Here is a 26,831-nt window from a genome sequence, read left to right as displayed (position 1 = left end):
TGTCGTTAGGCGGAATGGTCAACTATTTGGAGAAGGAAAAGGGCGAGAGGCATGAGAGATCGCTTTGACCGCCGCGCAAACACAGGCCGATGCCCTGAAAACGGCTTACCGACATGAATCTCGGGCGGCGGTGCCGCATCGCCGGCGGCCGTTAAGGTCGCCAGCCCTTGTTCTCTGTGACAGAAGCCCGCCGGATAAGGTACTATTCCCGCCAAACAAGCGTGTCGGAAAGCGTTCTAATCGCGCTGCGATGTGAGGAAACGAGATAAATGAGTGAGATGACGCATGACGGCGCAGAAAGCCTGGCGCTGCACACGTTTACTGAAAATGCGTACCTGAATTATTCCATGTACGTCATCATGGATCGGGCATTGCCGTTTATCGGCGATGGCCTGAAGCCGGTACAGCGGCGTATCATTTACGCCATGTCGGAGCTGGGCCTGAACGCCAGCGCCAAATTCAAAAAATCCGCCCGTACCGTCGGCGACGTATTGGGTAAATATCATCCGCATGGCGACAGCGCCTGTTACGAGGCGATGGTATTAATGGCCCAGCCCTTCTCCTATCGCTATCCGCTGGTGGATGGTCAGGGGAACTGGGGGGCGCCGGACGATCCGAAGTCATTCGCCGCCATGCGTTATACCGAATCCCGCTTGTCCAAATACGCGGAAACCCTGCTCGGCGAACTGGGACAGGGCACGGTTGACACTGTGCCGAACTTTGACGGAACGATGCAGGAGCCGAAAATGCTGCCTGCCCGTCTGCCGAACATTCTGCTTAACGGCACCACCGGGATCGCCGTAGGTATGGCGACGGACATCCCGCCGCACAATATCCGCGAGGTCGCTGCGGCGGCCGTCGCGCTGATTGATAAACCCGGCGCTTCGCTGGAAGATTTATTGCAGCACGTTCAGGGGCCGGATTTCCCGACGGAAGCGGAAATCATTACCCCGCGTAATGAAGTGCGCAAAATTTACCAGAACGGGCGCGGTTCGGTGCGTATGCGCGCCATCTGGAAAAAAGAAGATGGCGAAGTGGTGATTACCGCGCTGCCGCATCAGGTTTCGGGCGCCAAGGTGCTGGAGCAGATAGCCAGCCAGATGCGCGCTAAAAAGCTGCCGATGATTGAAGATCTGCGCGATGAATCGGACCACGAAAACCCCACGCGTCTAGTGCTGGTGCCGCGTTCCAACCGTATCGATCTGGATCAGGTGATGAACCATCTGTTCGCCACCACCGATCTGGAAAAAAGCTACCGTATCAATATGAATATGATCGGTCTGGATGGCCGCCCCGGTGTTAAAGGGTTGGTCGAGATCCTGACCGAATGGCTGGCATTCCGCCGCGATACCGTGCGCCGCCGGTTGAATTACCGTCTGGAGAAGGTGCTTAAACGTCTGCATATTCTGGAAGGGTTGCTGATTGCATTCCTGAATATTGATGAAGTGATCCACATCATCCGTACCGAAGATGAGCCCAAACCGGTATTGATGCGCCAGTTCAGCCTGAGCGAAACGCAGGCCGAAGCGATCCTGGAACTGAAATTACGTCATTTGGCCAAGCTGGAAGAGATGAAAATCCGCGGCGAACAGGATGATTTGGCGAAAGAGCGCGACCATTTGCAGGCGTTGCTGGCATCCGAACGTAAGCTGAGCAACCTGCTGAAAAAAGAAATCCAGGCGGATGCCCAGGCTTACGGCGACGATCGCCGTTCGCCGCTGAAGGAACGCGCTGAAGCGAAAGCGATGAGCGAGCATGACTTTGTGCCTTCAGAGCCGGTCACCATCGTGCTGTCGGAAATGGGCTGGGTGCGCAGCGCCAAAGGGCATGACATCGATCCATCCGGGTTAAGTTACAAAGCGGGCGACAGCTTCCGTTCCGCCGCGCGTGGCAAAACCAATCAGCCAGTGATATTCATCGACTCGACCGGCCGCAGTTACGCGCTGGATCCGTTGACCTTACCTTCCGCGCGCGGTCAGGGCGAACCGTTGACCGGCAAGCTGACGCCGCCGCCAGGGGCGACCATTGAGCATGTGCTGATGGCGGCGACGGACGATCAGCCGTTGTTGATGGCCTCTGACGCCGGCTACGGTTTTGTCTGCACCTTTAACGATCTGGTGGCGCGTAACCGCGCGGGCAAAGCCATCATCACCCTGCCGGACAATGCCAAGGCGCTGGCTCCGCTTGAGATCCACGGTGACGACGATACCTTGCTGGCGATCACGGCCGCAGGGCGGATGCTGCTGTTCCCGGTTTCTGACTTGCCGCAGTTGTCGAAAGGCAAGGGTAATAAGATTGTGTCTATTTCGTCAGCGGATTTCGCCAGCGGCAAGGATCGTCTGAGTTGGCTGCTGCTGTTGCCTCCGCAGGCATCGGTAACGCTATACTTCGGTAAACGTAAACTGACTCTGCGCCCGAACGACTTACAGAAATACCAGTCCGAACGCGGACGAAAGGGAACTCTGTTACGCGGCCTGCAACGTATCGATCATATTGATGTCGATGCGCCGAAACGCATCGGCGACGGCGGCAGCGAAGAGTAAACACCCAGCCGCGGGGAAAGCGCGATGAGCAATATAAGGCTGCGCTTTCCCCGATGGGCTTGCACCCTTCGGATTTTATCCTGCCCGAGCGATCGCCGATCCGCTGCCTAACGGCAGCGGAAAACCGGCCATTCTGTAAAAGGAATCACCGTGTGTTTTGTAGCAGAATAGCTATACTAGCGGCGGCAGTTGGCTAATGAGGTTGTTATGTTATTCATTCTTCGTTTTATTGTGGTGATTGTTTTTTCGATTTTGGTTTGTGTTTTTGGATCCATTTACTGTCTTTTCAGCCCGAAAAATCCACGTCACGTTTCGACATTCGGCCACCTTTTTGGTCGCCTGTCGGTGGTTTTTGGTCTAAAAGTAGAGGTGCGGATCCCGGAAGAAGCCGCGCATTACGGCAACTGCATTTATATTGCGAATCACCAGAATAATTACGATATGGTCACCGCCTCGAATGTGGTACAGCCGCGCACGGTTACCGTGGGTAAAAAAAGCCTGCTGTGGATCCCTTTCTTCGGTCCGCTGTATTGGCTGACGGGAAACCTGCTGATCGACCGTGACAACCGGGCCAAAGCGCATGGCACCATCGCTCAGGTAGTCAAACATATCAAAGAGAAAAATATTTCTATCTGGATGTTCCCTGAGGGCACGCGCAGCCGGGGACGCGGGCTATTGCCGTTTAAAACGGGAGCCTTTCACGCCGCCATCAGCGCGGAAGTGCCCATTGTCCCGATTTGCGTTTCCACGACCAGCAATAAAATAAAACTGAACCGCTGGAATAATGGTCATGTCATCATAGAAATGTTGCCGCCGATCGATACCCGCGCCTACGGTAAAGATCAGGTTCGCGAGCTGGCTACACACTGTCATGAGCTGATGGCCGCCAAACTGGCGCAGTTGGATGCGGAAGTCGCAGAACGCGACGCAGCAGAAAAAAAATAATTCAAAATGCCAGCCCCCTCTGCTTCTTGGCAGAGGGTAATCTTTTCAGGCTTAATATGTGAGCTTGATAACAAACACAGATTAATAGAAATATGTCGTTCCTGTCGCCAGATGAGGAGCCGATCCCTGGATCCTGTTATCCGGGTCTGTTTAAAAACGCGGCCGGTGTTCTTGCAGAAACGACGAAGGCAATTTGGATGAGAGCCGATGGGATCTGAAAACGTGGGTTCGCAGTCTGAATATTTGTTTTCTTCCAGATGACCAATCGGAAGTTAAATCTTTTATACGGTTTAATCGATTTACGGAGTCGCTATGTCACTCAGCCGGCGTCAGTTTATTCAGGCATCGGGTTTTGCATTATGTTGTGCGGGGAGTAAGCCATTGTTGGCGGCGACCGGCGGAATACCAACCGCCTTACCGATCCCCCCATTGCTGGAGTCGCGTAGGGGACAGCCTCTGTTTCTGACGATGCTACGGGCCCACTGGGCTTTCACCGATGACCGTAAAACGTCGGTCTGGGGCATTAACGGCCGTTATCTGGGACCGACGGTACGGGTATTCGACGGCGATGACGTGAAACTGATTTACAATAATCGGCTCAATGAGCCGGTATCCATGACCATCAGCGGATTACAGGTTTCCGGTTCGCTAATGGGCGGCGCGGCGCGCATGATATCGCCGGGGATGGACTGGTCGCCGGTATTGCCGATCCGTCAGCCGTCCGCCACCTGTTGGTATCATGCCAACACGCCAAACCGCATGGCGCCGCACGTGTACAACGGGTTGGTGGGGCTCTGGCTGGTGGAAGACAGCACCGCTAAAACCTTACCTATTCCCAATCATTATGGCGTGGATGATTTTCCGCTGATTATTCAGGATAAACGCCTGGATAGCTTTGGCGTGCCGATTTATAACCCGGCGGGCAGCGACGGTTTTGTCGGCGATACGCTGCTGGTTAACGGCGCCCGGAACCCCTATGTCGAGGTGTCCCGCGGCTGGGTGCGGCTACGGCTACTGAACGCGTCAAATTCCCGCCGCTATGTGATGCGGATGAGCGACGGCCGGCCGATGCACGTGATTGCCAGCGATCAGGGGCTGCTGCCAGCGCCGATGGCGATTAATCAGATCTCCCTGGCGCCCGGCGAGCGGCGGGAGATCCTGATTGATATGTCGCAGGGCGATGAGGTTACGCTGACGGCGGGCGAATCGGCCGGGATTCTAGATCGTCTGCGCGGGCTGTTTGAGCCGTCCAGCATTTTGATTTCCACGCAGGTATTAACGCTTAAGCCGACCGGATTACTGCCGCTGGTGACGAATAATCTGCCGATGCGTCTGCTGGCGGATAATATTATCGAAGGCAGCATCAGCCGCACGCGAGAGTTCCGTCTGGGCGACAGTTTGCCGAGTATCAACGGCGCCATGTGGGATATGACCCGCATCGATGTTCAGACCCAGCAGGGCCGCTGTGAACGCTGGATTATTCATGCCGATACCCCGCAGCCCTTCCATATTCAAGGGGTGAAGTTTTTGGTGCGCAGCGTCAACGGGGGAGCGGTGCCGGTAGAAGATAGCGGCTGGAAGGACACGGTGTGGGTGGATAACGATGTCGAACTGCTGGTCTATTTTTCCCAGCTGTCATCGCAGGCTTTCCCTTTCCTGTATTACAGCCAGACGCTAGAGATGGCCGATCACGGTTCAACCGGGCAACTGGTGGTTCAGCCTTCGGCCTGATGATTTGCCCGGCCTAATCAGGGCTGAAACGTCTTTTTACGCCAGGCCGGAATGCGGAAAATAGCGGCGCAGCGTGTTCCAGTCCGGCGCGCCTGCCGCCCCCTGACCGGCGACGACGCAGGCCGCCACCTGATTCGCCAGGTCAACGGCGTCGCGTAGCGGCCAGTTGGCGGATAGGCCCGCCAGCAGACCGCCGCTGTGCGCGTCGCCGGCGCCGATGGTATCGACAACCTGCACCGGATAGGCCGCAACGGCGGTGGGTTCGCCGTCCGGCGGGCAAATCCAGGCGCCTTCCTTATCCAGGCGGCAAATCAGCGTTAACCCGTTGCGCCGCGCGTAAAGCATGGCTTGTGAAACACTCTCGCCTTCGCCGCATAGCAGCCGCGTTTCATCGCGGTTTAGCGTCAGGATGGCGTTGCTGCCGGCCAGCGCCTGGATAAACTCGGCGGGAATAAAGGGTAAACGCGGGCCGAAATCGATCAGCTTCTGTTGCGTCTGCGCCAGCGTCCATTGGCGCAAAGCCCGTCCGCCTTCGCCGAACAGTTCATAACCGTTAACGTACAGCAGCGCGTGGTCCGGCATCGCCAGTTGTTGCAGCATTTCCCGGCTACAGTGGGCCTCGCATCCGGTGATGCCGATGAAGGTCCGCTCGCCGTCAGGCTCCGTCATTGCCAGGCACCAGCCGTTATCCATTTCCGTATTGCGCAATAAGACCGGCAGATTCATTTCCGTCATGGCGGCTTCGACGGCTTTCCCCCACGGTCCATTACCGACCGGCATCCCGTTGACGATCGGCACGTTGAGACGATGCAACACGCGCGCCACGTTGAATGCGCAACCGCCAATCTGCTGGCCGAGATCCTGGCCCTCGATATCTTCGCCGCTGACCGGCAGACGCGGCAGCGCCAGCAGCATATCGCCACAGGCGCCGCCAACCACCACCACCGGGCGGTCAGGCGTAAATGTCCTCATATCAGCGTCTCTTGTGGTTTAACCAATAGATAAAGCCAGTAGGTCGCCAGACTGATAGCGAACGAGATAAACAGGCCTAAGCTGGAATTGGCGAAAATACCTATCGCCAGCGGCCCGTCGATAAAACCGGTTTTGGTCACCATCAGACCGCCAATGGCGCCCAGCAGCCAGCAACATAGCGGTACCCAGCGTACGCCGAGGTTCTTGCCGTTTAAGCCAAAGAGCAGTTCGTCGTTGTAACCGTGACGGCGGCGAACCAGGAAATAATCGAGGATGAACACCGCAGACCAGGGGCCGAGAAACAGGCCGCAGAAGATCAGGAAGGAGATAAAGGGCGTCAGAAAATCGCCGGAGATAAACAGCACATAGATGGCGACGCCCACAACCAGCACGGCGTCAAAGGCTACCGCTATCGACTGGCGTACCTTTACGCCGATGGTCAGTAGGTTGAGGCTGGCGGAATAGAGGCTCAATACCGCAATCGTGATAATACCGGCCGTGGCGGTCAATAAATAGGGAACGGACATCCAGGTCGGTAGCACCGTACCAATCAGCGCGATCGGGTTAGCCGAACTGGAGAGCTCGGGCAATTGGGATGACAGCAGAATACCGGCCAGCATCAGCAGTATCAACGGCAGGGCGGCGCCGCCCACGACTGCGGCGAAGACGCTGCCTCGGCGGGTTGACGGACGCTGATAACGGCTGTAATCCGCGCCGGCGATCGTCCAGCCCACGCCGGTACCGGCGGCAATGACCGACACCGCGGGAAGGAATCCGCTCAGCCAGTCGCCGGATGGCAGCGACAGCACCTTGTGCCACGGCGTGTTGAACAGAATATAGATCACCACCACCAGCGTCATGGTGCCGAAGATTCGCGTGATCCAGCTTTGCAGCAGGATCAGCGTGTTCTGCCCCAGAATACTGACGGCAATAGTCAGACCGCCGAAAAGCAGCAAACAAACCGCGGTCAGTATGGCGCCGCCGCTGAGTCCCACGGCCTCGAACAGGGCGGATAGCGTCAGTGTGCCGGTGATAAGGTTGACGGCTTCCCATCCCATCAATGTGAACCAACTGAAGGCGGTCGGCGCGATATTGCCTTTCAGGCCGAAAATGACACGCGAGAGCGTCAGGGTGGCGGTGCGCCCGATTTGACCGGCAAACGAGGTAAAACCGACCAGCGCGAAGCTGGCCACCCCGAGAATCGCGGCAAGGATGGATTGAATAAAAGAAAGGCCGAACGACACGATAATGGCGCCGTAGACAATGCCGAGAATGCCGATATTCGCCGCACACCAGATCCAAAATAATTCCAGTGGCTTACCGGTGCGTTCCGCTTCCGGGATTCGATCGATACCGGCATTTTCCACTTTCCAGGTTTTGTTCTGTGGTTGCGCGGCGCTGGTTTGATTTTGTCGTACCTCACCCATGTCGGCTTGCTCCTTTTTAGCCTTGGCGTATAACGAATAACGAATGGCGGAAAACGAAGAAGAATCAATCAAATGGTTTGATTGAACGGGGTAAGCCATGTCGCTGGGAAGGCACGAATGCCATTTCATGTGCCATCTATACGGTGATGATGGCGCCACAGTATCCGTACCGCCGTCAAGCGTAGCAGATAATAGGGTATAACGCCGGAAATTCAGGGGCGTTGGGCATGGGAAGGCGCGACGGCGTTGTTATCAGAAGCGCCGATGCGGTCAGTCCAGAACGGAACAAAACCTCTGGCTTGACCGCGTTATCGGTATCCATCCATTAAGCCGGTAACTGGATGGGGCTATCAATCTAGTCGCCTGCGGTCAATGCAACCGCGGCGCTATTGTTATTGGAGCCAGCCGGAACATGCTGGAACCCGCTCCTGCGTATATTTTCTAATGAAGTCCCTGGTGCGCCACTCATCGTTTCCCATAGGGCTTTCAAACGCGATGTGACGGGGATCTGGCGTGGTCAATTAATGCCCCTGGTGTTGGCATTGAGGGCACGAGTTTACGAAAATCAATCCATAGGTGCAAGTCCAATTTAATACCTATAATATGCCAATACCAGTCCGATAAATTTTGCTTTACAACTTAATCGATTCAACATTTTTGTTTAACTATCGCGTATGCTGAACGCAGCGTAAAACAATAAAAAGGCTGCAATATGCAGGAATTACTACTTCTGGTTAGAGATAAACTGGCCGAACCGTCTGCCGCGCCTCGTTATATGCAGCTTGCCGCGCTCCTGAAAGCGGAAATTAAGCGGCGAAAAGAGCTGTCCGGCCAATTTCTGCCTGCGGAAAGGGCCATTGCGCAACAAACAGGCTTATCTCGCGTAACCGTTTCCCGCTCTTTGGCGCTACTGGAAGAGAGCGGTCTAATCGTTCGTCAGCAGGGTATCGGCACCAGAGTCAGCCAGCATTTGAGCTATTCGCTGGACGAAGACGAGTCCGGTTTCACCTCGCTGGTGTTGCGGAGCGGTGGCGTGGCGGGCAATCTCTGGCTGGAAAGGAGCAGAATAAAACTTTCTGCGTCAATTGCCGAAGAAATGTCTTTGCCCGAAGGCGAATGGGTCACGCATTTACGGCGCGTGCGGTTAATTAATGGCGAACCGGCATCGCTGGAAGCCGTATGGATCCCGCTGGCGTTATTACCGGAACCGCGACAGCTGGAGCATTCTCTGTACCAATATTGGGCGGAACGCCATATTTATCCGGATAAAAAACGCTATCGCCTGAAAGCGGTGGCGTCGCCGGCGGACGTGGCCGACTATCTCAATGTGCCGCTGGGATCGCCATTATTGTTGAGCCGTCAGCATACCTATGACGCTCAGGGCGCTCTGCTGGAATACTGTGAAATCTATTGCCGTAGCGATGTGTATGAGTTTCAGGTAACGGATTAACCCACTTGCCGACAGAAAACCGTCTTGCCGGCGAGAGGCGTGGCGTCAGGCGTTTTCCATGGTGTCCGGGTCGGGGCCGAGGCGTTTGCCGCTGTCCAGTTTGGCGATTTCGCCCAGCTCATCTTTATCCAGACGGAAATCAAATACGTTGAAATTTTCTCTGATGCGGGAAGGGGTAACGGATTTCGGAATAACCACCAATCCGTTGTCCAGATGCCAACGGATCACGATTTGCGCCGGAGTTTTATTATACTTCGTCGCCAGTTTACGGATAATCGGTTGATCGAATACCCCTGCGCCGCCTCGCGCCAACGGGCTCCAGGATTCGGTCTGAATACGATGGGTGGCGTTCCAGGCGTGAAGCTGACGCTGCTGAAACAGCGGATGCAGCTCAATCTGATTGATGACGGGAAAGACGCCGGTTTCATCATTTAGCCGCTGTAGGTGACGAGTATGGAAGTTACTGACGCCGATACTTTTTACCAGCCCCTGTTCCTGTAATTTAATCAGCCCGCGCCAGGCATCCACGTAGGTGTTCTGTTGCGGTAGCGGCCAGTGAATCAGATAAAGATCCACATAGCTCAATTGCAGTTTACTCAGGCTTTTTTCCAGCGCTTTCTGCGGTTCTTTCTGGTCGTTGTTCCAGAGCTTGGTGGTGATAAATAATTCTTCACGCGGGACATCGGTGGATTGCAGCGCCTGGCCGACGCCTTCTTCATTTTTGTAAATGGCGGCGGTATCAATGGCGCGATAACCCGTTTTTAATGCTTCGGCTACGGCGCTCGCGGCGTCTTCGTTACTTGCCTGCCAGACGCCAAGGCCCAACTGAGGCATGATATTGCCGTCAGCCAGTTTGAGTTTAGGTTGCGTCATGTCACTCTCCTTTTTTTCTATTATTAATCAATGGGATAATCAGTGAATAACGGGAATGACAACCCGCAGGCGTCGTAGCCGCTAGGCTTTGACCCTGTAGGCATATCAATTAATTATAGTAGAAAATAAGGCTGCTATTTAATCCGGCGTGAAGTCGTGTTTTAACGCTTTAAGAGACGGGTTAACGCGCTTAGGCCGTGGCGTGTTTCCTGCGCCATACCATAATGACGATGCCGATTAACCCACCAATCAGCAGAATGACGGGCAGAAGGATCAGCGCGGTCATGACCTGATCTTCATAGCGTTTTACCAGTGGAATGTGGCTCATGGCGTAGCCGAGCGTCACAATGCCGCCAACCCAAAGAAAACCGCTGAGCCAGTTAAATATCTGAAAACGAACGTTATTGAGTCCGGAAATACCGGCGATTGTCGGCAACAGCGTACGGACAAACGCCAGGAAACGGCCAATCAGCAACGCCACCAGCCCGTGGCGGTAAAACAGGTGGTGAGCGCGCTGGTGGTAGTGGGCGGGGAGTTGCAGCAGCCAACCTTTCACCAAGCGGGTATCTCCCAGCCAGCGCCCTTGAAGGTAGCTGAACCAACATCCGAGGCTGGCGGCTATGGTCAGCAGAATCATGGTGGGAATAAAACTCATGACGCCTTTGGCGATCATGGCGCCGGCCAACAGCAGCAGGCTATCGCCAGGAAGAAAAGAGGCTGGCAGCAGGCCATTCTCCAGAAACAGGGTTGTAAACAAAATGCCGTAAACCACCCAGATGACGTGGGGGTCTGCCAGTGCGCTAAAATCCTGATGCCATAGCGCCTGAATAATTTCATGAACCACACTCATTATTACTTCCTGTCAGGTAACTGAAGCCCTAAAAAAATAAAACGGGGCGAAACGGCCCGACCATGTTGTACTTAAATACGCTAAAGCCAGCGCAGGGCTAAGCGCTTATTCTGTTAAGATTAATGCTGATTAGGATAAGCGTTGGGTTAAGGTAAAGCGGTTTTAGTTAAGATTATCCTGCTTATGATACACGCTTTACCTACTTCGATGCAGCTAAATCCAGGGATATGGGCCTGTTGCGTCACACTTCCTGAATTCTGCCGAAACCGCGTGCCAGATCCTCAATCAGATCGTCGCTATCTTCAAGTCCAATATGTAAGCGAATGAGTGTGCCGGTAAAGTCGACGCCGGCAACCGGACGAATCGATGCCAGGGATTCCGGCTGATTGGCCAGAATCAGCGATTCAAAGCCGCCCCATGAATACGCCATGCTGAAGTGTTCAAAGTTATCCAGATAGCGGGCCAACTGCGCATTGCTCAACTTATCTTTCAGTACAAAGGAAAAGAGTCCGCTGCATCCTTTAAAATCACGGGCATAGAATTCATGGCCTTTGCATTCCGGCAGCGCGGGGTGATTGACGACAGCCACTTCCGGGCGTTCAGACAGCCATTTCGCGATGCGGATACTGCTTTCCTGATGCTGTTTGAGGCGGACTCCCAGCGTTCGCAGACCGCGGCTGGCGACATAGGCGGTGTCGGCATCGACCATTTGCCCCATCAGGTAGGAGTGTTCACGCAACTGCTCCCAGCAACGTTCGTTCGCCACGGCCGTGCCCAGCATGGCGTCAGAGTGGCCGACCATGTATTTCGTGCCGGACTGCACCGAGATATCGATACCGAAATCCAGCGCTTTAAACAGGATACCCGCCGCCCAGGTGTTATCCATGATGATCACGATTTCCGGATTGATGCGGCGAACCGCCTGCACGATTGCCGGTACGTCGTGAACTTCCATGGTGATGGAGCCGGGGGATTCAAGAAACACGACTTTGGTGTTTTCCTGGATTAGCTCGCTGATGCCTGCGCCGATCAGCGGATCGAAATAGGTGGTGCCGATATTCAGTTTACTGAGAACGGTGTTACAAAAACTTTGGGTCGGTTCATAGGTTGAACCGGTGACCAGGATGTGATCGCCCGCCGAAACGAAAGAAAAGATGGCATTGGTAATCGCCGCCGCGCCACACGGGTACAGAGCGCAGCCTGCGCCGCCCTCCAGTTCGACCATCGCTTCCTGCAAAGAGAAATGGGTTAATGTGCCGCGGCGTCCATAGAACAAGGCGCCATTGGCCCGGTTAATGGTCGCGTTTTTTTTGTCCTGAACGGTGTCGAACACCAGGGAAGACGCCCGTTGGATAACGGGGTTTACCGAGCCGTGCGTAAATTTTTTGCCGCGCCCTGCGGCGACCAGTGCTGTTGCTGTTTTCTTACTCGTCATAACCGATATCACCTTTTCTCTTTTTTTGTCGTACCAGGCTGTTCAATACGCCGGGCTAACCTGCTTACCCATTCAATTTATTCTGCTGCTTAATGCATTCCATTCTTTGGCACGTCAATAATCCGACATGTTCTACGTTACCACGGCTTAAGTGGCCTGTGGACGGGCTTTTCCGCCAGAGGCGAAAAATGGTAACGGTTTTCACCGTGGGAGAAGGACTTTCTGTTGGAGAGGGCAGATGCCGGTAGGGAAGCAAGAGCGGCGGGATCAGCGCAGTCCTCACCCATTTCGGGGTGAGGACGGCATGCAGACAATGACACCCGCGCTTATCGAGTCAGCGGGTTACAGCAGGATGTTGCTGAAAATAAAGCCGAATATCACCGATAGCGTAATGGTCAGAACGCCCGGTATCAGGAACGAGTGGTTAAACACATATTTCCCGATGCGGGTTGAACCGGTGTCATCCATTTCCACTGCGGCCAGCAGGGTTGGGTAGGTCGGCAGCACGAACAGCGCGGATACCGCGGCGAACGACGCCACCGCCGTGACGGGCGAAACCCCGAGCAGCAATGCCGCGGGCATCAGCGCCTTGGCGGTCGCGGCCTGTGAATAGAGCAGCATGGCGGCAAAAAACAGCACGACGGCCAGCATCCACGGGTAGCTTTGCAGCAGCGTTCCCGCCGTGTCCTGGATATCGGTGATATGCGCTTTGACGAAGGTATCGCCCAACCAGGCGACCCCCATTACGCAGACACAGGCGCTCATGCCGGATTTGAAGGTACTGGCCGTAAGCACTTTGCCCGTGTCGATTTTACAGGCGAGGCAGATCAGCGTGGCGATAGTCAGCATAAATACCACGATCGCTTCATTGCGCGGCAAAACCGGGTCGGCAATCAATTGCACGGTATCGCTGATGGCGGTGGCGTAAAACACGACGGCGATAATGCCGAGCAGGAACAGCAGGACGGAAAGTTTTGCGCCGGGTTTGATTGCGATCGTATTCGCACTGCGTAAATCAACTTCGCCTTTTTTCAAACGCTCTTGATAAATTTCATCATCTTTCAGTTCCTTTCCCAGAAAATTGGTGATGATGGCGGTCAGCAATACGGCGGCCAGCGTGGTGGGAATACAAATACCCAACAGCATCAGATAGCTGACGCCGTAAGGTTCCAGAATACTGGCGACAAACACGACGGCGGCGGAAATCGGCGATGCGGTAATCGCCACCTGTGAGGCCACGACGGCAATCGACAGCGGGCGCGAAGGCCGGATGCCTTGTTCTTTGGCCACTTCCGCGATAACCGGCAGCGTAGAGAAGGCGGTGTGCCCCGTACCGGCCAGTAGCGTCATGATATAGGTCACGAGCGGGGCCAGAAAGGTGACGTATTTAGGATGACGGCGCAGAAGTTTTTCCGCCAGACTGACGAGATAATCCATGCCGCCCGCCACTTGCATGGCGGCGATAGCGGCGATGACCGCCATGATGATTTCGATAACGTCAAAGGGGATCGCGCCCGGCGCGATATTAAAGCCCAGGGTGAGAATCAACACGCCCAGACCGCCGGCAAAGCCAATACCGATACCGCCGAGCCGTGCCCCCAGATAGATGGCTAACAGCACGATGATGAGTTCCAGGACCAGCATACAATGCTCCTTAAAACAATTTGATATACCCCCGGTTTTCATGTGCAGAGACGTTGGCTGGCTTATTCTCTTCCTTTCAGTACGTTGTCCTTTTGTGGCCGCCTTCCCGTCTCCCGAAATCAGTTGGTATAGATATTATTTTGATTTTTATGGTGTTTGACTGATGGAATAACGGCACATGGTATGAATAGCCATGTGCCAGGCCGTTGTGATCGAGATACGATGACTAAACAGATGTTTTTTCGTCGGTGTAGCGTTTGGCCTTATAGGCCGGGTGCATCAGATTCTGGGTAGAAAAGATGTCGTCCAGCTGTTCTTCGGTGAGCAAGCCGCGCTCCAGTACGACTTCACGCACGCTCTTGCCGGTTTCGGCGCAGATTTTCCCGACGATATCGCCATTGTGGTGACCGATGAACGGGTTCAGATAGGTCACGATGCCGATGGAGTTGAATACATACGCTTCGCATACCTCTTTATTAGCGGTAATGCCATTGACGCATTTCTCCAGCAGGTTGTAACAGGCGTTGGACAGAATCTGGATGGACTCGAACATGGCTTGCCCGATGACCGGTTCCATGACGTTTAACTGTAGCTGACCGGCTTCGGCGGCCATCGTCACGCAGGTGTCGTTGCCGATCACCTTAAAGCAGACCTGATTCACCACTTCCGGCACTACCGGGTTAACCTTCGCCGGCATAATGGAAGAACCGGCCTGCAATTCCGGCAGATTAATTTCGTTCAAACCGGCGCGCGGTCCGGAAGAGAGCAGACGCAGATCGTTGCAAATCTTCGAAAGTTTGACCGCGACCCGCTTAAGGGCGCTGTGTACCATCACATAAGCGCCGCAGTCGGAGGTGGCTTCGATCAGATCCTCGGCCGGCACGCACGGCAGACCGCTGACTTGCGCCAGATACCGTACGGCCAGATGCTGATATTCATCCGGGGTATTCAGGCGCGTGCCGATCGCGGTGGCGCCCAGATTCACTTCCAGCAACAGTTCTGCGGTATGCAGCAGATTCCTGTTTTCTTCTTTCAGCAGAATGTTGAACGCATGGAACTCCTGGCCGAGGGTCATCGGCACCGCATCCTGCAATTGGGTGCGGCCCATTTTCAGAATATTTTCAAACTCTTTCGCTTTACGTTCAAACCCCTGGCCCAACTGGGCGATCGCCTCCACCAGTTTCAGGATGGAACTGTACACCGCCAGGCGGAAACCGGTCGGGTAGGCGTCGTTGGTGGACTGGCATTTGTTCAGGTGGTCGTTCGGGCTAAGGTATTGATATTCGCCTTTTTGATGCCCCATCAGCTCCAGGCCGATATTCGCCAACACTTCGTTGGTGTTCATATTGACCGACGTGCCGGCGCCCCCTTGATAGACGTCCACGGGAAACTGATCCAGACATTTGCCGTTATTCAGCACGTCATCACAGGCCTGAATAATGGTGTCGGCAATTTTGCGCGGGATGGTTTGCAATTCCCGGTTAGCCAGGGCCGCCGCTTTTTTCACCATGACCATGGCGCGTACGAATTCCGGAATATCGCCGATCGTATTATTGCTAATACAAAAATTTTCGATGGCCCGCAGCGTATGAATACCGTAATACGCATTAGCGGGAACTTCACGAGTACCTAACAGATCTTCTTCTATACGGATGTTATTTGACATAACCATTATTCCTTTCTCTTGCGCGGTGGCATAATTTAAAAATACGGCCGGCTTATTAATGAGACGATATTTGCCTATCACGATTTTTTACTGAATCATGATGGGGTAATTATTTTTTTAGGATGACGAATCCCGATAAACACGCCGTAACGTTTTTATTTCATGGCTCTGTCTTATTTACATTGACGCTAATATTCCCAATTGTTGAAAATTTACAGGTTATTTTATTCCGTCATATCTGAGTTAATAGAAACCAGTTTTTCTATTCCGCGATTAAGGTTCTCCAGTTTTGGAATAAATACGGTCTTGATTATTTCATGCGTCACTTCACAGGCTTCGTCAAAGAACGCGCTGTATTCATCACGGTGCCCGACAATATAAAGCGAACGTTTTATGTTCAGCTGTTCCGGCATATGCGTCAAAACCTGCCGGGAATAGGTTTCCGATTGGAGAAAGCTGATAGGGCTGGTAACGGCCCAGCCGATTCCCGCCGCCACCATCGACGTTAACGTATCCGCGTTATCAAATTCGAGCATATTTGGCACGCGAATATCTATTCTGCGCAGATAGCGTTCAATCTGCATGCCAATCTGCGAGTTTCGATTGAACCTGACCAGCGGCATGGCGGCGGACAGCTCGCGCATATCCTCAATCGTCTTGATGCGTTTGCGGTATTCCGGCGGCGTAATAACGAAATATCCTTCGGAAAACAGGCGGTAACGCACCACGCCATCCGTATCGATCAGCGGATCGCTGGTGACGATAAGGTCCAGTTCACGCCGCATCAGCGCTTCGCCCTGCTGTGGGCTTAAGCCGGTACGAATCAGCAACTGTGAAGAGCTCTTTAGCAGACGTTTGGTGAACACGGAACCACAGGTGATGGCGAATGAGTCAACCAGTCCTATGCGCAGGTCGGGTTTTATGCCTTGTCCCGCTTCCAGCACCTGCGCCTTCAGGTTCGCGATCTCTTCGGTAAGCACTTCTCCCCGGTTTTTTAACGCAATGCCATAAGGCGTCAATACAAAGGGACGCCTGGCCCGGTTGACCAACATGACGCCAAAATCCTCCTCCAATAATCTGAGCGTCTGTGAAACCGCCGACGGCGTCAGACCCAGCCGCGCGGCGGCGGCGGTCATGCTCCCAGCCTCGGCCATCGTTACAAAAACGTGGACGGCGTACATGTCGATCGATTTATTGGCTGACATTGTTCGTTTAACCATGTGGTGTTGCCTACGTTGCAAAGACTCTGGGTTGTTGAAGCCTTCAGGTAAGCAAACAGTTTAACCCATAATGCCTTGCCGGTAGTCGCGTTAACTGGTGCCAGCTTAGTGAGTCAATCTCGGAAAAAACATAGGGTGTATCACTGATTAATGTTTTCTTATAACTAGCTTTAGCTAAGCTGAAATTAGCCGGGGAACGGGGCGCGCGGGCTACGCTGCGCCCCTGACGACAAGGCGAACGGTTATCTTTTTAGATATTGAAAGATATCGGTTGGTAAGTGCGGCGTGGTTAAGCGTACCTTTTCATAATAGATCGGTGAGCTCAACGGGATATCCCACTGTTTAATATCTTTTTTATCAATGGGGAAACATGGCATGGCGGCGGATTTGAAGGCTTCGCTCTTTTTCCGGTTTTCCTGTTGGTTGTTGAAATTGAACGTCATATTGTCTAATTGCGCCTGCCGGATTGATGTCGGGCAGATCAGCTTGATATCGCCAAAGGAAAACATCGCAATACCAGTGATAAAAAAGCGGTCGGGGATGTCAGCGTAATAGCGCGTGTTCCACTGTTGGCCGGGAAACATACTGTGTGGATAAACTTCGTTTCTCATTGTGTACTGATGTGTGCGCCAGTCGGCAATTCCCGCCAGATTCATCGCCATATTGGCGATCATCAACGGTAGGATGGGAATGAAAGAAGCTAATAATACAATGCAGAAGGGAATGATCATGAAGGCTAATATTGTGCTTCTCAGCAAATTGCCTTTCTTAAATCCGCTAATGAAAAGTATGCCGGGTAAAAATGAAATTATCGCGAAAATAAGAGAGATAATCGCAGTCGAAATCCCTTGTTCAAGATCGCCATCCTGTGCTTGAAAACTTATTTTTGCGAGTAAGAGAGAAAGTGGAATGATTTGTGTCAGTGCGGGAATGATAAGGGACAGCGGCATCAGAATATTCAATAGAGGGGCGCTATTGAGGTTGGTGTGGTTGTTGCGATTATATTGAGACCGATAAAAAAGAAAATAGGTTGCTAAATAAGAAACTATAATTATCAGGGCAGAGCCAGCCAAGAAAAAATAAACCCCACTTTTTCCCGTTAAATCATACAGGTAAAAGAAACCGATAACTATTGGACCGAATAGACAGCCGTTTAACAGACAAATTCTGATAAGACTATGTTTCAAAAATGAATAATTACATATTGTGTTTTCGTATCCGGTAACAATGCTCACGAGCATAAGCGATGATATAAATATCAAGATGCAGATCACAGCAAACGCCACGATAGTAAAGCCGAACACGATACCTAATAACGTAGCAAATCCAATGGCCTCTACGAACACATCCAGCCGGCCTAATGTAGAAAGATAAAACCAGATAACGAAAACAGAACACACCGTTATGGATAATGAAGACTTGAATACCAGGGGTAAAAGTTTTTTCGCCGTGGTGACAAGCTCGGCGTTTTTTTCTTCAATTTCAATTGTCATACCGTACCTCCTTGTTAAAGATGAGACAACCTGTTCAGTGTAATAGATAAATTATGCTTTTTGCTATGCCGATGGTTTGGATAACCGTATGGTATTTTGGCGTTTTTTAGCCGGAAGGAATAGTCGTAATATCCTGCGATGAAGAACTTGGTAAGCTAATAACCCGTGTCGAATCTTCGTAAGGTGCCCCATGCTTAAAGGCCTGAATCATCTGACGTTAGCCGTAACCGATTTAGCGGTCAGTGTGGATTTCTATCAAAACGTATTGCAGATGACGCTGCATGCGCGCTGGGATAGCGGCGCGTATCTGACGTGCGGCGACCTATGGCTATGCCTTTCCTACGATGAAAGGCGCCAGCGTTTGTCGGCGGATTGCAGTGACTACACGCACTATGCATTTAGTCTCGAACAGCGGGATTTTGCCGTGTTTTGCGCCCGCCTTGACGCTGTGAATGTCACCGTATGGAAAGTGAACCGCAGCGAAGGGGATTCATTTTATTTTCTGGATCCCGACGGTCATAAGCTGGAAATTCATATAGGGGATATCCGGCAGCGGCTGGCCGCCTGCCGGAAGAAGCCTTATCAGGGTATGGTGTTTTATCCGCCGTCATAACCGTGATCAACGGTTATCCCGCTTTCTGTTGTTGAAACGAAACGGCGTAAGCCGCTGAGGTTGATGACAAAGTGCGTCGAGCGGTGAGAATGGGGAGATCGTAAAGACGCTGCAAGTACGTCCCTGTAAGCTCGGGCCGCGCCATCCCTGGCGCGGACGCTTTACTCTTCTATCCCATTCTCACCGTTCTGGTTCCGTAGATAGGTTTGTCAACAGTCTGAACGGCGTAAGCCGCTATTTCTATTTAGCCGCGAGAGGCGAATCGCCCATCGAATATGCCGTGCGAATATGGTGTTCCGTCTGTTCACACACCGCCAATAACGCCGGAATCAAATGTGCGCTGGCGTTGAGGCAGGCGCCAAGCTGGTTGAGGCTTTCCGGCGGGATTTCGTTAGCGTTTTGCAGCGTGTCGCCGAGGTAGTGCAGGCCGTGACACAGGCCGTCGATGGATTCGGCGGCGATAGCGCCGAGGTCGCAGAGCTGGATTTCATCCAATTGCGCGAAGGGCAGGGCGGCGATGAGATCGCGGAAAATCGTAATGGTGCTGTCAGCGGGCGTAGCGTGGGTGTCCGTCATGGTCAGATTTCCTTGAGATAGTATTAAGTACATCACCACACAAGGTTCCAAACTTGGGTGGTGACACAGACAGGTTTGGAACCCCGGCTCTCAAGAAAACCGGTCAACCTTGCGGTTGCCCTGCCTGCGTCACCATAAAGAGTGTGCACGCAGCCCCTGAAAAAACAAAGCGTTTTTCAGTCTTGAGATGTTCGGGGTTCCAAGCCCGGCAGCGGATGTTGCCGCAGCGCATTCACTTTATTCGTGCGGCGTAAACCGCGAAAGAGGCTGGATGGATTTACAGCACAGTTGTAACGTTTTTTGGAATGCGGTTCGCAAAAATGGGGGGGTGGGGCGGGGTAAGCGTCGTCGGCAAATGGCTGACAGACCGGGATATGCGGGGCGATCACAGGGGGGAGACACAAAAGCAGTCTCTTATACACAAGGCAGGGTCTCTGGCGGGTTTGGCCGTTATTCGGCGTAAAAAATTATGCTGAGGAAGCGGAAATCTCCCGAATGAACCGCAGGGATGCGGTTCAAGCCAGTGCCGCGTAGGGAACGCGTCACTGGCGGTTCGGTAAGAGCGTTCCGATTCCGAAGGCACCGCGCAGCGGCATAATTTAGCCGCAAGCCTGGGTTCGCAGGGCGGCGGCGCTTGAGCGCCCTGCGTCGGGCGCGTGCTACGACGTGGCATGAAAATACTGCTCTTTTCGCGCACGAAATAGCACTGAATCTACATATACCGTTATCGGGGAATAATTGTGACCAAGAGACAGATTTCAAAAGAGAGGTTGGCGAGGATAAGCCAATCGTCAGACTGGATCATCCGCTCTGGGTGCGTTAACGTTTCGGCAGCCATATGCCACCAAACCGAGATAACATGCCTAACCACTGTGCTTCCCTGTTTCGTCCGCTGTGTTTGATTGCTTTATTGGTGCTGGCCGGCTGCGCCAGCAAAACCTCGCAAACGCCGGAGCCGCGCCCGGCGGATATCCGCGCGCAGTTGCTGACGCTGTTGCCTGCCAACGTCAGCGATCGTCAGGGCTGGGCGACGGATATCGCCGCGGCGTTTTCCGCGCAAAGCATTGATCCCAGCAATGAAAACCTGTGCTCGGTACTGGCGGTTACCGAACAGGAATCGACGTTTAAGGCCGATCCGCAGGTGCCGGGATTATCGAAAATCGCTTGGCAGGAGATCGAGCGTCGGGCCGGGCAACTGCATATCCCGGTTTTTCTGGTGCGTACCGCACTGTTGATCAAATCCCCTGACGGCAAGAGTTACAGCGAGCGGCTGGACAAGGTGCGCAGTGAAAAAGAGCTGAGTGCGATCTTTGATGATTTCATCGAGATGGTGCCGATGGGGCAAAAACTGTTCGGGCGTTTGAATCCGGTGCATACCGGCGGGCCGATGCAGGTGAGCATCGCCTTTGCCGAAGCCAACGCTAAAAGGTATCCGTATACGATAGACGGCAGCATTCGCCGGGAGGTATTCAGCCGTCGCGGCGGGATGTACTTCGGCATTATGCATTTGCTGGGCTATCCGGCCAATTATCCGCAGTCGATCTACCGCTTTGCCGATTTTAACGCCGGTTGGTATGCCAGCCGCAATGCGGCATTTCAGCGGGCGGTGAGCCGTTTAAGCGGTATTTCGCTGGCGCTGGATGGCGATTTAATCCATTACGGAACGGATAAACCGGGCGCGACCGAACTGGCGGTGCGTTCGCTGGGGAAACGACTGGATATGAGCGACAGCGCGATCCGCTGGGCGTTGGAGAAGGGCGATACCCTGGACTTTGAAAACACCGGATTATATGAACGCGTCTACGCGTTGGCGGATCGCGCCGCAGGAGGAAAGGCGCCGCGGGAAATCCTGCCGGGCATCACGTTGGAAAGCCCCAAAATCACCCGTAAGCTGACGACGGCATGGTTCGCCAAACGGGTCGATGAGCGTCGCCAGCGCTGCCTGACCAGAGCGCGATAAATCAGACAGCGCGCCACTGCTACTGATTAATGCGGCACCTGTAATCCGTTCTGGATCCCGCGGGTAAAGACGATTTGCCACAGCTGAATGTTTCTGGCGCGGAATGCGCCAGCACAGGCATTAAGATAATAAACAAACATTCTTTTGAAGCGTTCGGAATAATTATCTTTTATTTCAGGCCACGCCGCGAGGAAACGATCGTTCCAGGCCATTAACGTTTTATCGTAATATGAACCGAAGTTATGCCAGTCTTCCATGACAAAATGGTTTTCACTCGTGTCGGCAATCTGTTTTATCGAGGGAAGGCAGCCGTTAGGGAAAATATATCTATTAATCCACGGGTCAACATTGTGCGCCGTTTTATTGGAGCCGATGGTATGAAGCAGAAAAATACCGTCCGGCTTCAGGCAGCGATCGACAACGTCAAAATAAGCGGCGTAATTTTTCGGGCCGACGTGTTCAAACATGCCGACGGATACGATGCGGTCGAACTGCTGGCGCAGGTCGCGGTAATCCTGTAGCAGAATATGGATGTCCAGGTCTTTGTGGCGAGCTTCCGCGAAGGCTTTCTGCTCGGCGGAAATGGTCACGCCATAAACGGTCACGCCGTAGTGTTGCGTCGCGTAGGCCGCCAGTCCGCCCCAACCGCAGCCGATATCCAACAGCGTCATACCTGGTTTGAGCTGCAGCTTTTTACAAATCATGTCGAGTTTATTCCGCTGGGCATCGTGCAGGTTATCGGCCTGCTTCCAATAGCCGCAGGAATATTGCATGTAAGGATCGAGCATGCGGCAGAACAGATCGTTGCCTAAATCATAGTGTTCCTTCCCCACAATCCAGGCGCGTTTTCTTGACTGGAGGTTGGTTAGCCGAGCGATGGCGACACGCAGGATGTCATTAAAACGGGAAGGCATTTTCTCATCGAGATGGGCGCGGAGTATACGGTCAAAGAACATATCCAGCCGGTCGCAATCCCACCAGCCGTCCATGTAGCTTTCTCCCAACCCAATCGACCCCTGTTGTAATACTCGTTTGAAAAACAGCGGGTTTTTAACCTGAATATCCCAGGGTTCAGAACCATTAATGGTGATGCCGGCCTGAGTGAGCATATCATCTGCAATACGCAGCCATTCGCTCTTATCGCTGCAGCCATCGGCCGCACATATATTACTCATAATCTCTTCCAATCCCTGTTCTTTTTAGGACCCCACGTATGGTGAGTTATTATCAGGCAAATCGGACCGACCGCTGTTATCATAAAAGGACAATTTCTGTTGATTAACGGCCACACTATGTCACGCATGTCCCGATTAACCCTCAATGAGGACGCGGTGAGCCAGCTTGTTTCGGTACCTGAACGACAGGCGTTGCCCCGCTCCGTCTATTTCCGCACCTGCTTGCTGGAAAAGGGCGTTCTTGTCAATCAACATCAGCACCCGTTTGTCGAGTTTCTGTATGCGTACGAAGGCGGGATGTGGGTGGAGATTGAGGGGAAGACGCTGATTGTACCGGCGTTTTACGGCATATGGATCCCGGAAAACATGCCGCACCGTATTTTGACCACCAGTGACGTATTGTTGGAGAGTCTGTACATCGAACAGGATTCCGTGGCGATCAATCACAGCAGTTGTAGAGTGGTGCTGGTGAGTCGTTTTATCAGGGAATTCATCCATTATGCGACAGAAAATGTGCCCGAGCAGTACGACAGCAGCGGGGATGACGGCATGCTGGTGAATGTCCTGATCGCGCAGATCCAGAAATTGCCGGATGCGGGTTTTTCGGTGCCGTGGCCGACTTCCCCAACCTTGATGCGGGTATGCCGGGAATTTCAGGAAACGCCGGATGAGGATCACAGTATTGATAAATGGGCGACCAAAACCGGGATGTCGGTACGCACCTTTTCACGCCACTTTAAAAAAGAGACGGGACTGGCCTTCAATGAATGGAAAAAACGCATGCGGCTGCTGGAATCCGTCATCATGCTGAAGAATAACCGCAGCGTAACCCAGGTGGCTTTGGATCTTGGTTACGCCGGCACCTCGTCTTTCTCTTATGCGTTCAGGAAGATGTTCGGCGTGCCGCCGACCCGTTATTAAACAGCGGCCCGCCGTTATGATGGCGGGCGGGGGAGGCGAGAGTCAGGTACGACAGACTTTCTTGCGGCACTCGGACACAAACGAACGAGATCGTCCGGTCATCGTCCGTACTTGCACCGGCGTGTAACCCTGTGAAAATAGGTCCAGAATGCGCAAACGGTCTTTTTCCAGCCGCTCTTTTTTTATTTCCGCCTCTTCATGTTTTTTCTGCGCCGCTATTTTCTGGATTTCGACAAACGTCCCCTGAATTTCTTCCACCCGCAGCCAGGCCTGCTCCCGTTGTATTTCAGTGGCGTCTGGGTGGATGGCGATATTGCGCCACAGGCGGATAGCCCGTCGGTGAAGTCCTGTGTCGGTCAGGGTTGCGGCCTGGGCGATTAATGTTTTTACTGGGTAAGACATCGTTTTATCATCCTCAATTTCTACACTGTCATACTCATCTATCTCAACGCATCGCCATCAGTAACGGGAATAGGAAAGGCGTAATCAACGAGGTGATGATCCCGCAAATGACCAACGCAAGAGAGCTGAACGCCCCTTCTTCGTAATCCAACTCGGCGCAGCGGGCGGTTCCCAGTGCGTGGGAAGCCGAGCCCATCGCCAGACCGCGTGATGCTTTGGTATGGATATGCATCGCATTCAGGATGATATGCCCGAAGACCGCCCCCAGAATCCCGACAAAGATCACGCAAACGGCGCTGACCGCGGGAATGCCGCCGATGCTGCCGCCGACGGCCATGGCGATCGGCGTGGTGACGGATTTCGGCATAATGGACGCCGCGATAGCGGGCGTGGCGCCCAACTGCAATGCAATCAACGTGCCGGAGATCATCGCCACCAGACTACCGAGAAAGCAGATGCTGATAATTGACTTCCAGCGCATTCTAATCTGATGCAACTGTTCGTACAGGGGATAGGCCAACGCCACCACGGCGGGTTGCAGCAGACTATTGAGTACCTCGCTCCCCTGGAAATAACGTTCATACGGCATCTTGGTAAGACTCAATAAAACAATCAGTACGACCATCGAAATCAGTAATGGATTGAATAACGGATTGTTCAACCGTATCGCCGCCCAACGCACCAGAAAAAAGACGATCAGCGTTGCCGGCAGCGACCACCAAATATCATTAAGCATGCTTTATTCCTTTCTTTTCTTCCGCGTGATTAAGCGCTGTTTTCTCTCTGTGTATCGCGTGTGAACACCAACTTACTGTGATAAGCACAATGAGGGTGCTGGCGGCGCATGAAATGACCACCGGAGCGAATTGCGCCCGCAATAAATCAAAATATTGCATCACGCCGACGCCAATTGGCACAAACAGCAAAGCCATATATCGGATCAATAAATGGCACCCCGGTTTTACCCATACCGGGGGAATGATTTGTAAAGACAACAGCGTAAACAGGATTAGCATGCCGACAATACTGCCCGGTAGCGTTATCGGCAGTAGCGCCGCAATACCGATTCCGAGATATAAACAGGCGTAAATCAACAAAAAGGCCCGGGCCTGATGCCAGATACCGGTGATGAAAGGATGCATGGCGTTTTTCTACCAAAAGATAATGTGTTAATGGGGCGAATTGTCGGCAATCCCAGGAATAACTCCCGGCGATCTCCCTGCAACCGCCTCGGATAGGTTTTCAGATCGGTGCAATCGGTTTTAAATCACGCCGCGCGAACATCTCTGCTCTTGAACCAGAACTCATTATCAACCAATTGATATGGCACTTTTTATTAAATGGAGACAATTTTTATCTATTTAAGGACAAGTTGATGGCGGGGGAGAAGGGCGGCGATAGAAAAGCGTTATTAAAAAATCGAAGACCGGTGATGCGTGCAGGATATTTGCCCGCGGTGGGAAAGGATGGCTTATCGTTTGATTATCGCTGCAATGATGTTTGCTCCTGCCAGTTAAAACTTTTGCAGTCGATGCGTACCAGCTCTTAGTGGATGGTAAAAGCCGGCCGCCATTTCTTCTCTTCTTCTCGGATCACACTTTTCAGGCTTGCTTATTCCCACATAAAAATCACGTGTTACCATCACGTCCTGTGAATATCCTGCAACTCATACCGAGGCTTTGATGCTGGAGAATGTAATCATCAGATAATCAGCTTCCCGACCTTTTCAGGCCGGACTGGTTATCAATGCGCTGAAATCGGATGCGGACACGCCTGTGTTTGCACGTTTTGCACATGATGATTAACAGGTTTTCCAGTATGAATTTATCCCGTCAGGAACAACGTACCTTACACGTTCTCGCCAAAGGCGGACGTATTGCGCACGTCCGCGATGCTTCCGGCCGCATTACCGCCGTTGAATGCTACAGCCGTGAAGGGGTGTTGCTCAGCGACTGTACGCTTGCCGTCTTCAAAAAACTCAAAACCAAAAAGCTGATCAAGTCCATCAATGGTCAGCCGTACCGCATCAACAGTACCGGGCTGAGTTACGTTCGCGCCCAGCCGGACAATCGCTAAGGAAACCGTCATGGATATCAGCACGATTATTTCTGGCTCCCATCCTATGAAGCTGTCACCAGATGAAAGCAAAATCCCATGGGACGAGCCGGCGTTTAGCCAGCGTATGCTGGAGAACCACCTGTCGCAGGAACACGACTGGGCCAGCCGCAGGCTGGCGGTAATTGAACAGCAAGTAGAGTGGATTGCCAGTCAACTCCCGGTTGGCGCTCGCATCCTCGATCTCGGTTGCGGCCCTGGTTTCTACACCCAACGTTTGGCAGAGCGCGGATATTGCTGCACCGGCGTGGATTTCTCACCGGCCTCCATCGCCTGGGCCCGCCAGCAGGCACAGGTTGCAGGGCTGAACATTGAGTACCTGCTGCAGGATATACGGGCGTACTCCCCGAAGAATACGTTCGATTTCATCATGATGACCTTTGGCGAATTGAATGTCTTCAATGCGGTTGATGCCCGCACGCTCATCAACCGCTGCGCGCAGTGGCTGGTATCGGGCGGAAAATTACTCACAGAAGTGCACACCTTCGATGAAGTAAAGCGTCAGGGTATGGCAGAACCGAGCTGGCAGCGCTGCCAACAAGGGGTGTTTCTTGACCGCCCTCACTTGCTGTTGACGGAACACGTCTGGGAGCAAGAGGCGCAGACCAGTTCGACGCTGTTCTGGACCATAGATGAGAACGGCAACGCCACGCGTTTCGGCAGCCAGATGACGGCCTGGCAGGATGAAGAGTACGCCAGCCTTCTCAGTGATTGCCGCTTCACCGTGATTCATCGCCCGGATAGCACAGCATGGCCGGTCAGCGAGACGTTCGAAGGTAAACTTTTTGCGCTGCTGGCGGAAAAGAAATGACCACAACCT

Annotated in this window: 23 protein-coding genes; 9 read left to right on the top strand and 14 right to left on the bottom strand. The window is 53.2% G+C overall.

Annotated elements, in window-relative coordinates:
• The first annotated feature begins 269 nt into the window (after positions 1-269).
• The 3 genes from parC to ftsP all read left to right on the top strand — a co-directional run bounded on the left by parC (position 270) and on the right by ftsP (position 5,219).
• Positions 270-2,543 (top strand): DNA topoisomerase IV subunit A, encoded by a 2,274-nt coding sequence (gene parC, locus ACN28R_RS16840; RefSeq protein WP_048636474.1) that lies wholly within the window; start codon positions 270-272, stop codon positions 2,541-2,543.
• A gap of 207 nt (positions 2,544-2,750) precedes the next feature.
• Positions 2,751-3,488, top strand: a complete 738-nt coding sequence (locus ACN28R_RS16835) for a 1-acylglycerol-3-phosphate O-acyltransferase (RefSeq protein ID WP_048636473.1) — start codon at positions 2,751-2,753, stop codon at positions 3,486-3,488.
• A gap of 312 nt (positions 3,489-3,800) precedes the next feature.
• Positions 3,801-5,219 (top strand): cell division protein FtsP, encoded by a 1,419-nt coding sequence (gene ftsP / locus ACN28R_RS16830; RefSeq protein WP_095835013.1) that lies wholly within the window; start codon positions 3,801-3,803, stop codon positions 5,217-5,219.
• 36 nt (positions 5,220-5,255) lie between these two features.
• Here ftsP and ACN28R_RS16825 read toward each other — a convergent pair whose 3' ends face one another.
• Positions 5,256-6,191 (bottom strand): PfkB family carbohydrate kinase, encoded by a 936-nt coding sequence (locus ACN28R_RS16825; protein ID WP_095835012.1) that lies wholly within the window; start codon positions 6,189-6,191, stop codon positions 5,256-5,258.
• A complete protein-coding gene (locus ACN28R_RS16820) occupies positions 6,188-7,618 on the bottom strand; it encodes a purine-cytosine permease family protein (protein ID WP_095835835.1) in 1,431 nt (476 codons plus the stop codon). The genes ACN28R_RS16825 and ACN28R_RS16820 overlap by 4 nt, the downstream gene beginning before the upstream one ends.
• Before the next feature lie 712 nt (positions 7,619-8,330).
• Between ACN28R_RS16820 and ACN28R_RS16815 the strand changes: the two genes are divergently transcribed.
• Entirely contained in the window at positions 8,331-9,068 is a 738-nt protein-coding gene (locus tag ACN28R_RS16815) for a GntR family transcriptional regulator (RefSeq protein WP_095835011.1), read from the top strand.
• A gap of 45 nt (positions 9,069-9,113) precedes the next feature.
• Here ACN28R_RS16815 and dkgA read toward each other — a convergent pair whose 3' ends face one another.
• From dkgA to ACN28R_RS16780, 7 genes are all read right to left on the bottom strand, one after another.
• Positions 9,114-9,941: a 2,5-didehydrogluconate reductase DkgA gene (dkgA, locus tag ACN28R_RS16810; RefSeq protein WP_048636469.1), complete on the bottom strand. Its 828-nt coding sequence runs from the start codon at positions 9,939-9,941 to the stop codon at positions 9,114-9,116.
• A 190-nt stretch (positions 9,942-10,131) separates the two neighbouring features.
• Entirely contained in the window at positions 10,132-10,791 is a 660-nt protein-coding gene (locus ACN28R_RS16805) for a DedA family protein (RefSeq protein ID WP_048636468.1), read from the bottom strand.
• A gap of 241 nt (positions 10,792-11,032) precedes the next feature.
• Positions 11,033-12,226: a cystathionine beta-lyase gene (gene metC / locus ACN28R_RS16800; RefSeq protein WP_048636467.1), complete on the bottom strand. Its 1,194-nt coding sequence runs from the start codon at positions 12,224-12,226 to the stop codon at positions 11,033-11,035.
• 342 nt (positions 12,227-12,568) lie between these two features.
• Positions 12,569-13,870, bottom strand: coding sequence for an anaerobic C4-dicarboxylate transporter (locus ACN28R_RS16795; RefSeq protein WP_048636466.1), 1,302 nt, complete (start codon positions 13,868-13,870; stop codon positions 12,569-12,571).
• A 226-nt stretch (positions 13,871-14,096) separates the two neighbouring features.
• Positions 14,097-15,536 (bottom strand): aspartate ammonia-lyase, encoded by a 1,440-nt coding sequence (gene aspA, locus ACN28R_RS16790; RefSeq protein ID WP_095835010.1) that lies wholly within the window; start codon positions 15,534-15,536, stop codon positions 14,097-14,099.
• A gap of 224 nt (positions 15,537-15,760) precedes the next feature.
• The gene (locus ACN28R_RS16785; RefSeq protein ID WP_048636464.1) at positions 15,761-16,756 is read right to left on the bottom strand and encodes a LysR family transcriptional regulator; all 996 of its coding nucleotides are present in this window, start codon (positions 16,754-16,756) and stop codon (positions 15,761-15,763) included.
• Between the two features lie 242 nt (positions 16,757-16,998).
• On the bottom strand, positions 16,999-18,249 hold the full coding sequence (locus ACN28R_RS16780; RefSeq protein ID WP_095835009.1) for a hypothetical protein: 1,251 nt from the start codon (positions 18,247-18,249) through the stop codon (positions 16,999-17,001).
• 190 nt (positions 18,250-18,439) lie between these two features.
• Here ACN28R_RS16780 and fos point away from each other — a divergent pair, with 190 nt between their 5' ends.
• Positions 18,440-18,862, top strand: a complete 423-nt coding sequence (gene fos / locus ACN28R_RS16775) for a fosfomycin resistance glutathione transferase (protein WP_095835008.1) — start codon at positions 18,440-18,442, stop codon at positions 18,860-18,862.
• Positions 18,863-19,102: 240 nt separating this feature from the next.
• Here fos and ACN28R_RS16770 read toward each other — a convergent pair whose 3' ends face one another.
• Positions 19,103-19,438 (bottom strand): hypothetical protein, encoded by a 336-nt coding sequence (locus ACN28R_RS16770; protein WP_095835007.1) that lies wholly within the window; start codon positions 19,436-19,438, stop codon positions 19,103-19,105.
• Between the two features lie 859 nt (positions 19,439-20,297).
• Here ACN28R_RS16770 and ACN28R_RS16765 point away from each other — a divergent pair.
• On the top strand, positions 20,298-21,398 hold the full coding sequence (locus ACN28R_RS16765; RefSeq protein ID WP_095835005.1) for a DUF1615 domain-containing protein: 1,101 nt from the start codon (positions 20,298-20,300) through the stop codon (positions 21,396-21,398).
• Between the two features lie 26 nt (positions 21,399-21,424).
• Here the strand turns inward: ACN28R_RS16765 and cfa are convergent, their stop codons facing one another.
• Positions 21,425-22,573: a cyclopropane fatty acyl phospholipid synthase gene (cfa, locus tag ACN28R_RS16760; protein WP_095835004.1), complete on the bottom strand. Its 1,149-nt coding sequence runs from the start codon at positions 22,571-22,573 to the stop codon at positions 21,425-21,427.
• Between the two features lie 156 nt (positions 22,574-22,729).
• Here cfa and ACN28R_RS16755 point away from each other — a divergent pair, with 156 nt between their 5' ends.
• Entirely contained in the window at positions 22,730-23,494 is a 765-nt protein-coding gene (locus tag ACN28R_RS16755; RefSeq protein WP_048636456.1) for a helix-turn-helix domain-containing protein, read from the top strand.
• Positions 23,495-23,536: 42 nt separating this feature from the next.
• On the opposite strand, the gene ACN28R_RS16750 is transcribed toward ACN28R_RS16755, so the two are convergent.
• Genes ACN28R_RS16750 through ACN28R_RS16740 form a run of 3 tightly spaced genes read right to left on the bottom strand, consistent with a single transcriptional unit; the run spans position 23,537 to position 25,038 of the window.
• Complete coding sequence (locus ACN28R_RS16750; RefSeq protein WP_095835003.1) at positions 23,537-23,896, bottom strand: hypothetical protein; 360 nt, start codon at positions 23,894-23,896, stop codon at positions 23,537-23,539.
• A gap of 43 nt (positions 23,897-23,939) precedes the next feature.
• Positions 23,940-24,632 carry a CidB/LrgB family autolysis modulator gene (locus tag ACN28R_RS16745; RefSeq protein WP_048636454.1) on the bottom strand — a complete coding sequence of 231 codons (693 nt, stop codon included), beginning with the start codon at positions 24,630-24,632 and terminating at the stop codon, positions 23,940-23,942.
• Positions 24,625-25,038: a CidA/LrgA family protein gene (locus ACN28R_RS16740; RefSeq protein ID WP_048636453.1), complete on the bottom strand. Its 414-nt coding sequence runs from the start codon at positions 25,036-25,038 to the stop codon at positions 24,625-24,627. Before ACN28R_RS16740 ends, ACN28R_RS16745 begins: the two co-directional genes overlap by 8 nt.
• Before the next feature lie 676 nt (positions 25,039-25,714).
• On the opposite strand from ACN28R_RS16740, the gene ACN28R_RS16735 reads away from it, so the two are divergent.
• Both ACN28R_RS16735 and ACN28R_RS16730 read left to right on the top strand, forming a co-directional pair.
• The gene (locus ACN28R_RS16735) at positions 25,715-25,972 is read left to right on the top strand and encodes a YjhX family toxin (protein WP_095835002.1); all 258 of its coding nucleotides are present in this window, start codon (positions 25,715-25,717) and stop codon (positions 25,970-25,972) included.
• A gap of 10 nt (positions 25,973-25,982) precedes the next feature.
• The gene (locus ACN28R_RS16730; protein WP_095835001.1) at positions 25,983-26,822 is read left to right on the top strand and encodes a class I SAM-dependent methyltransferase; all 840 of its coding nucleotides are present in this window, start codon (positions 25,983-25,985) and stop codon (positions 26,820-26,822) included.
• Positions 26,823-26,831 lie beyond the last annotated feature (9 nt).

The sequence above is a fragment of the Brenneria goodwinii genome, from assembly GCF_002291445.1.
GTDB classification, from domain to species: domain Bacteria; phylum Pseudomonadota; class Gammaproteobacteria; order Enterobacterales; family Enterobacteriaceae; genus Brenneria; species Brenneria goodwinii.
Note: the sequence above shows the minus strand (reverse complement) of the source record. Positions and strands in the feature narration are given on the sequence as shown.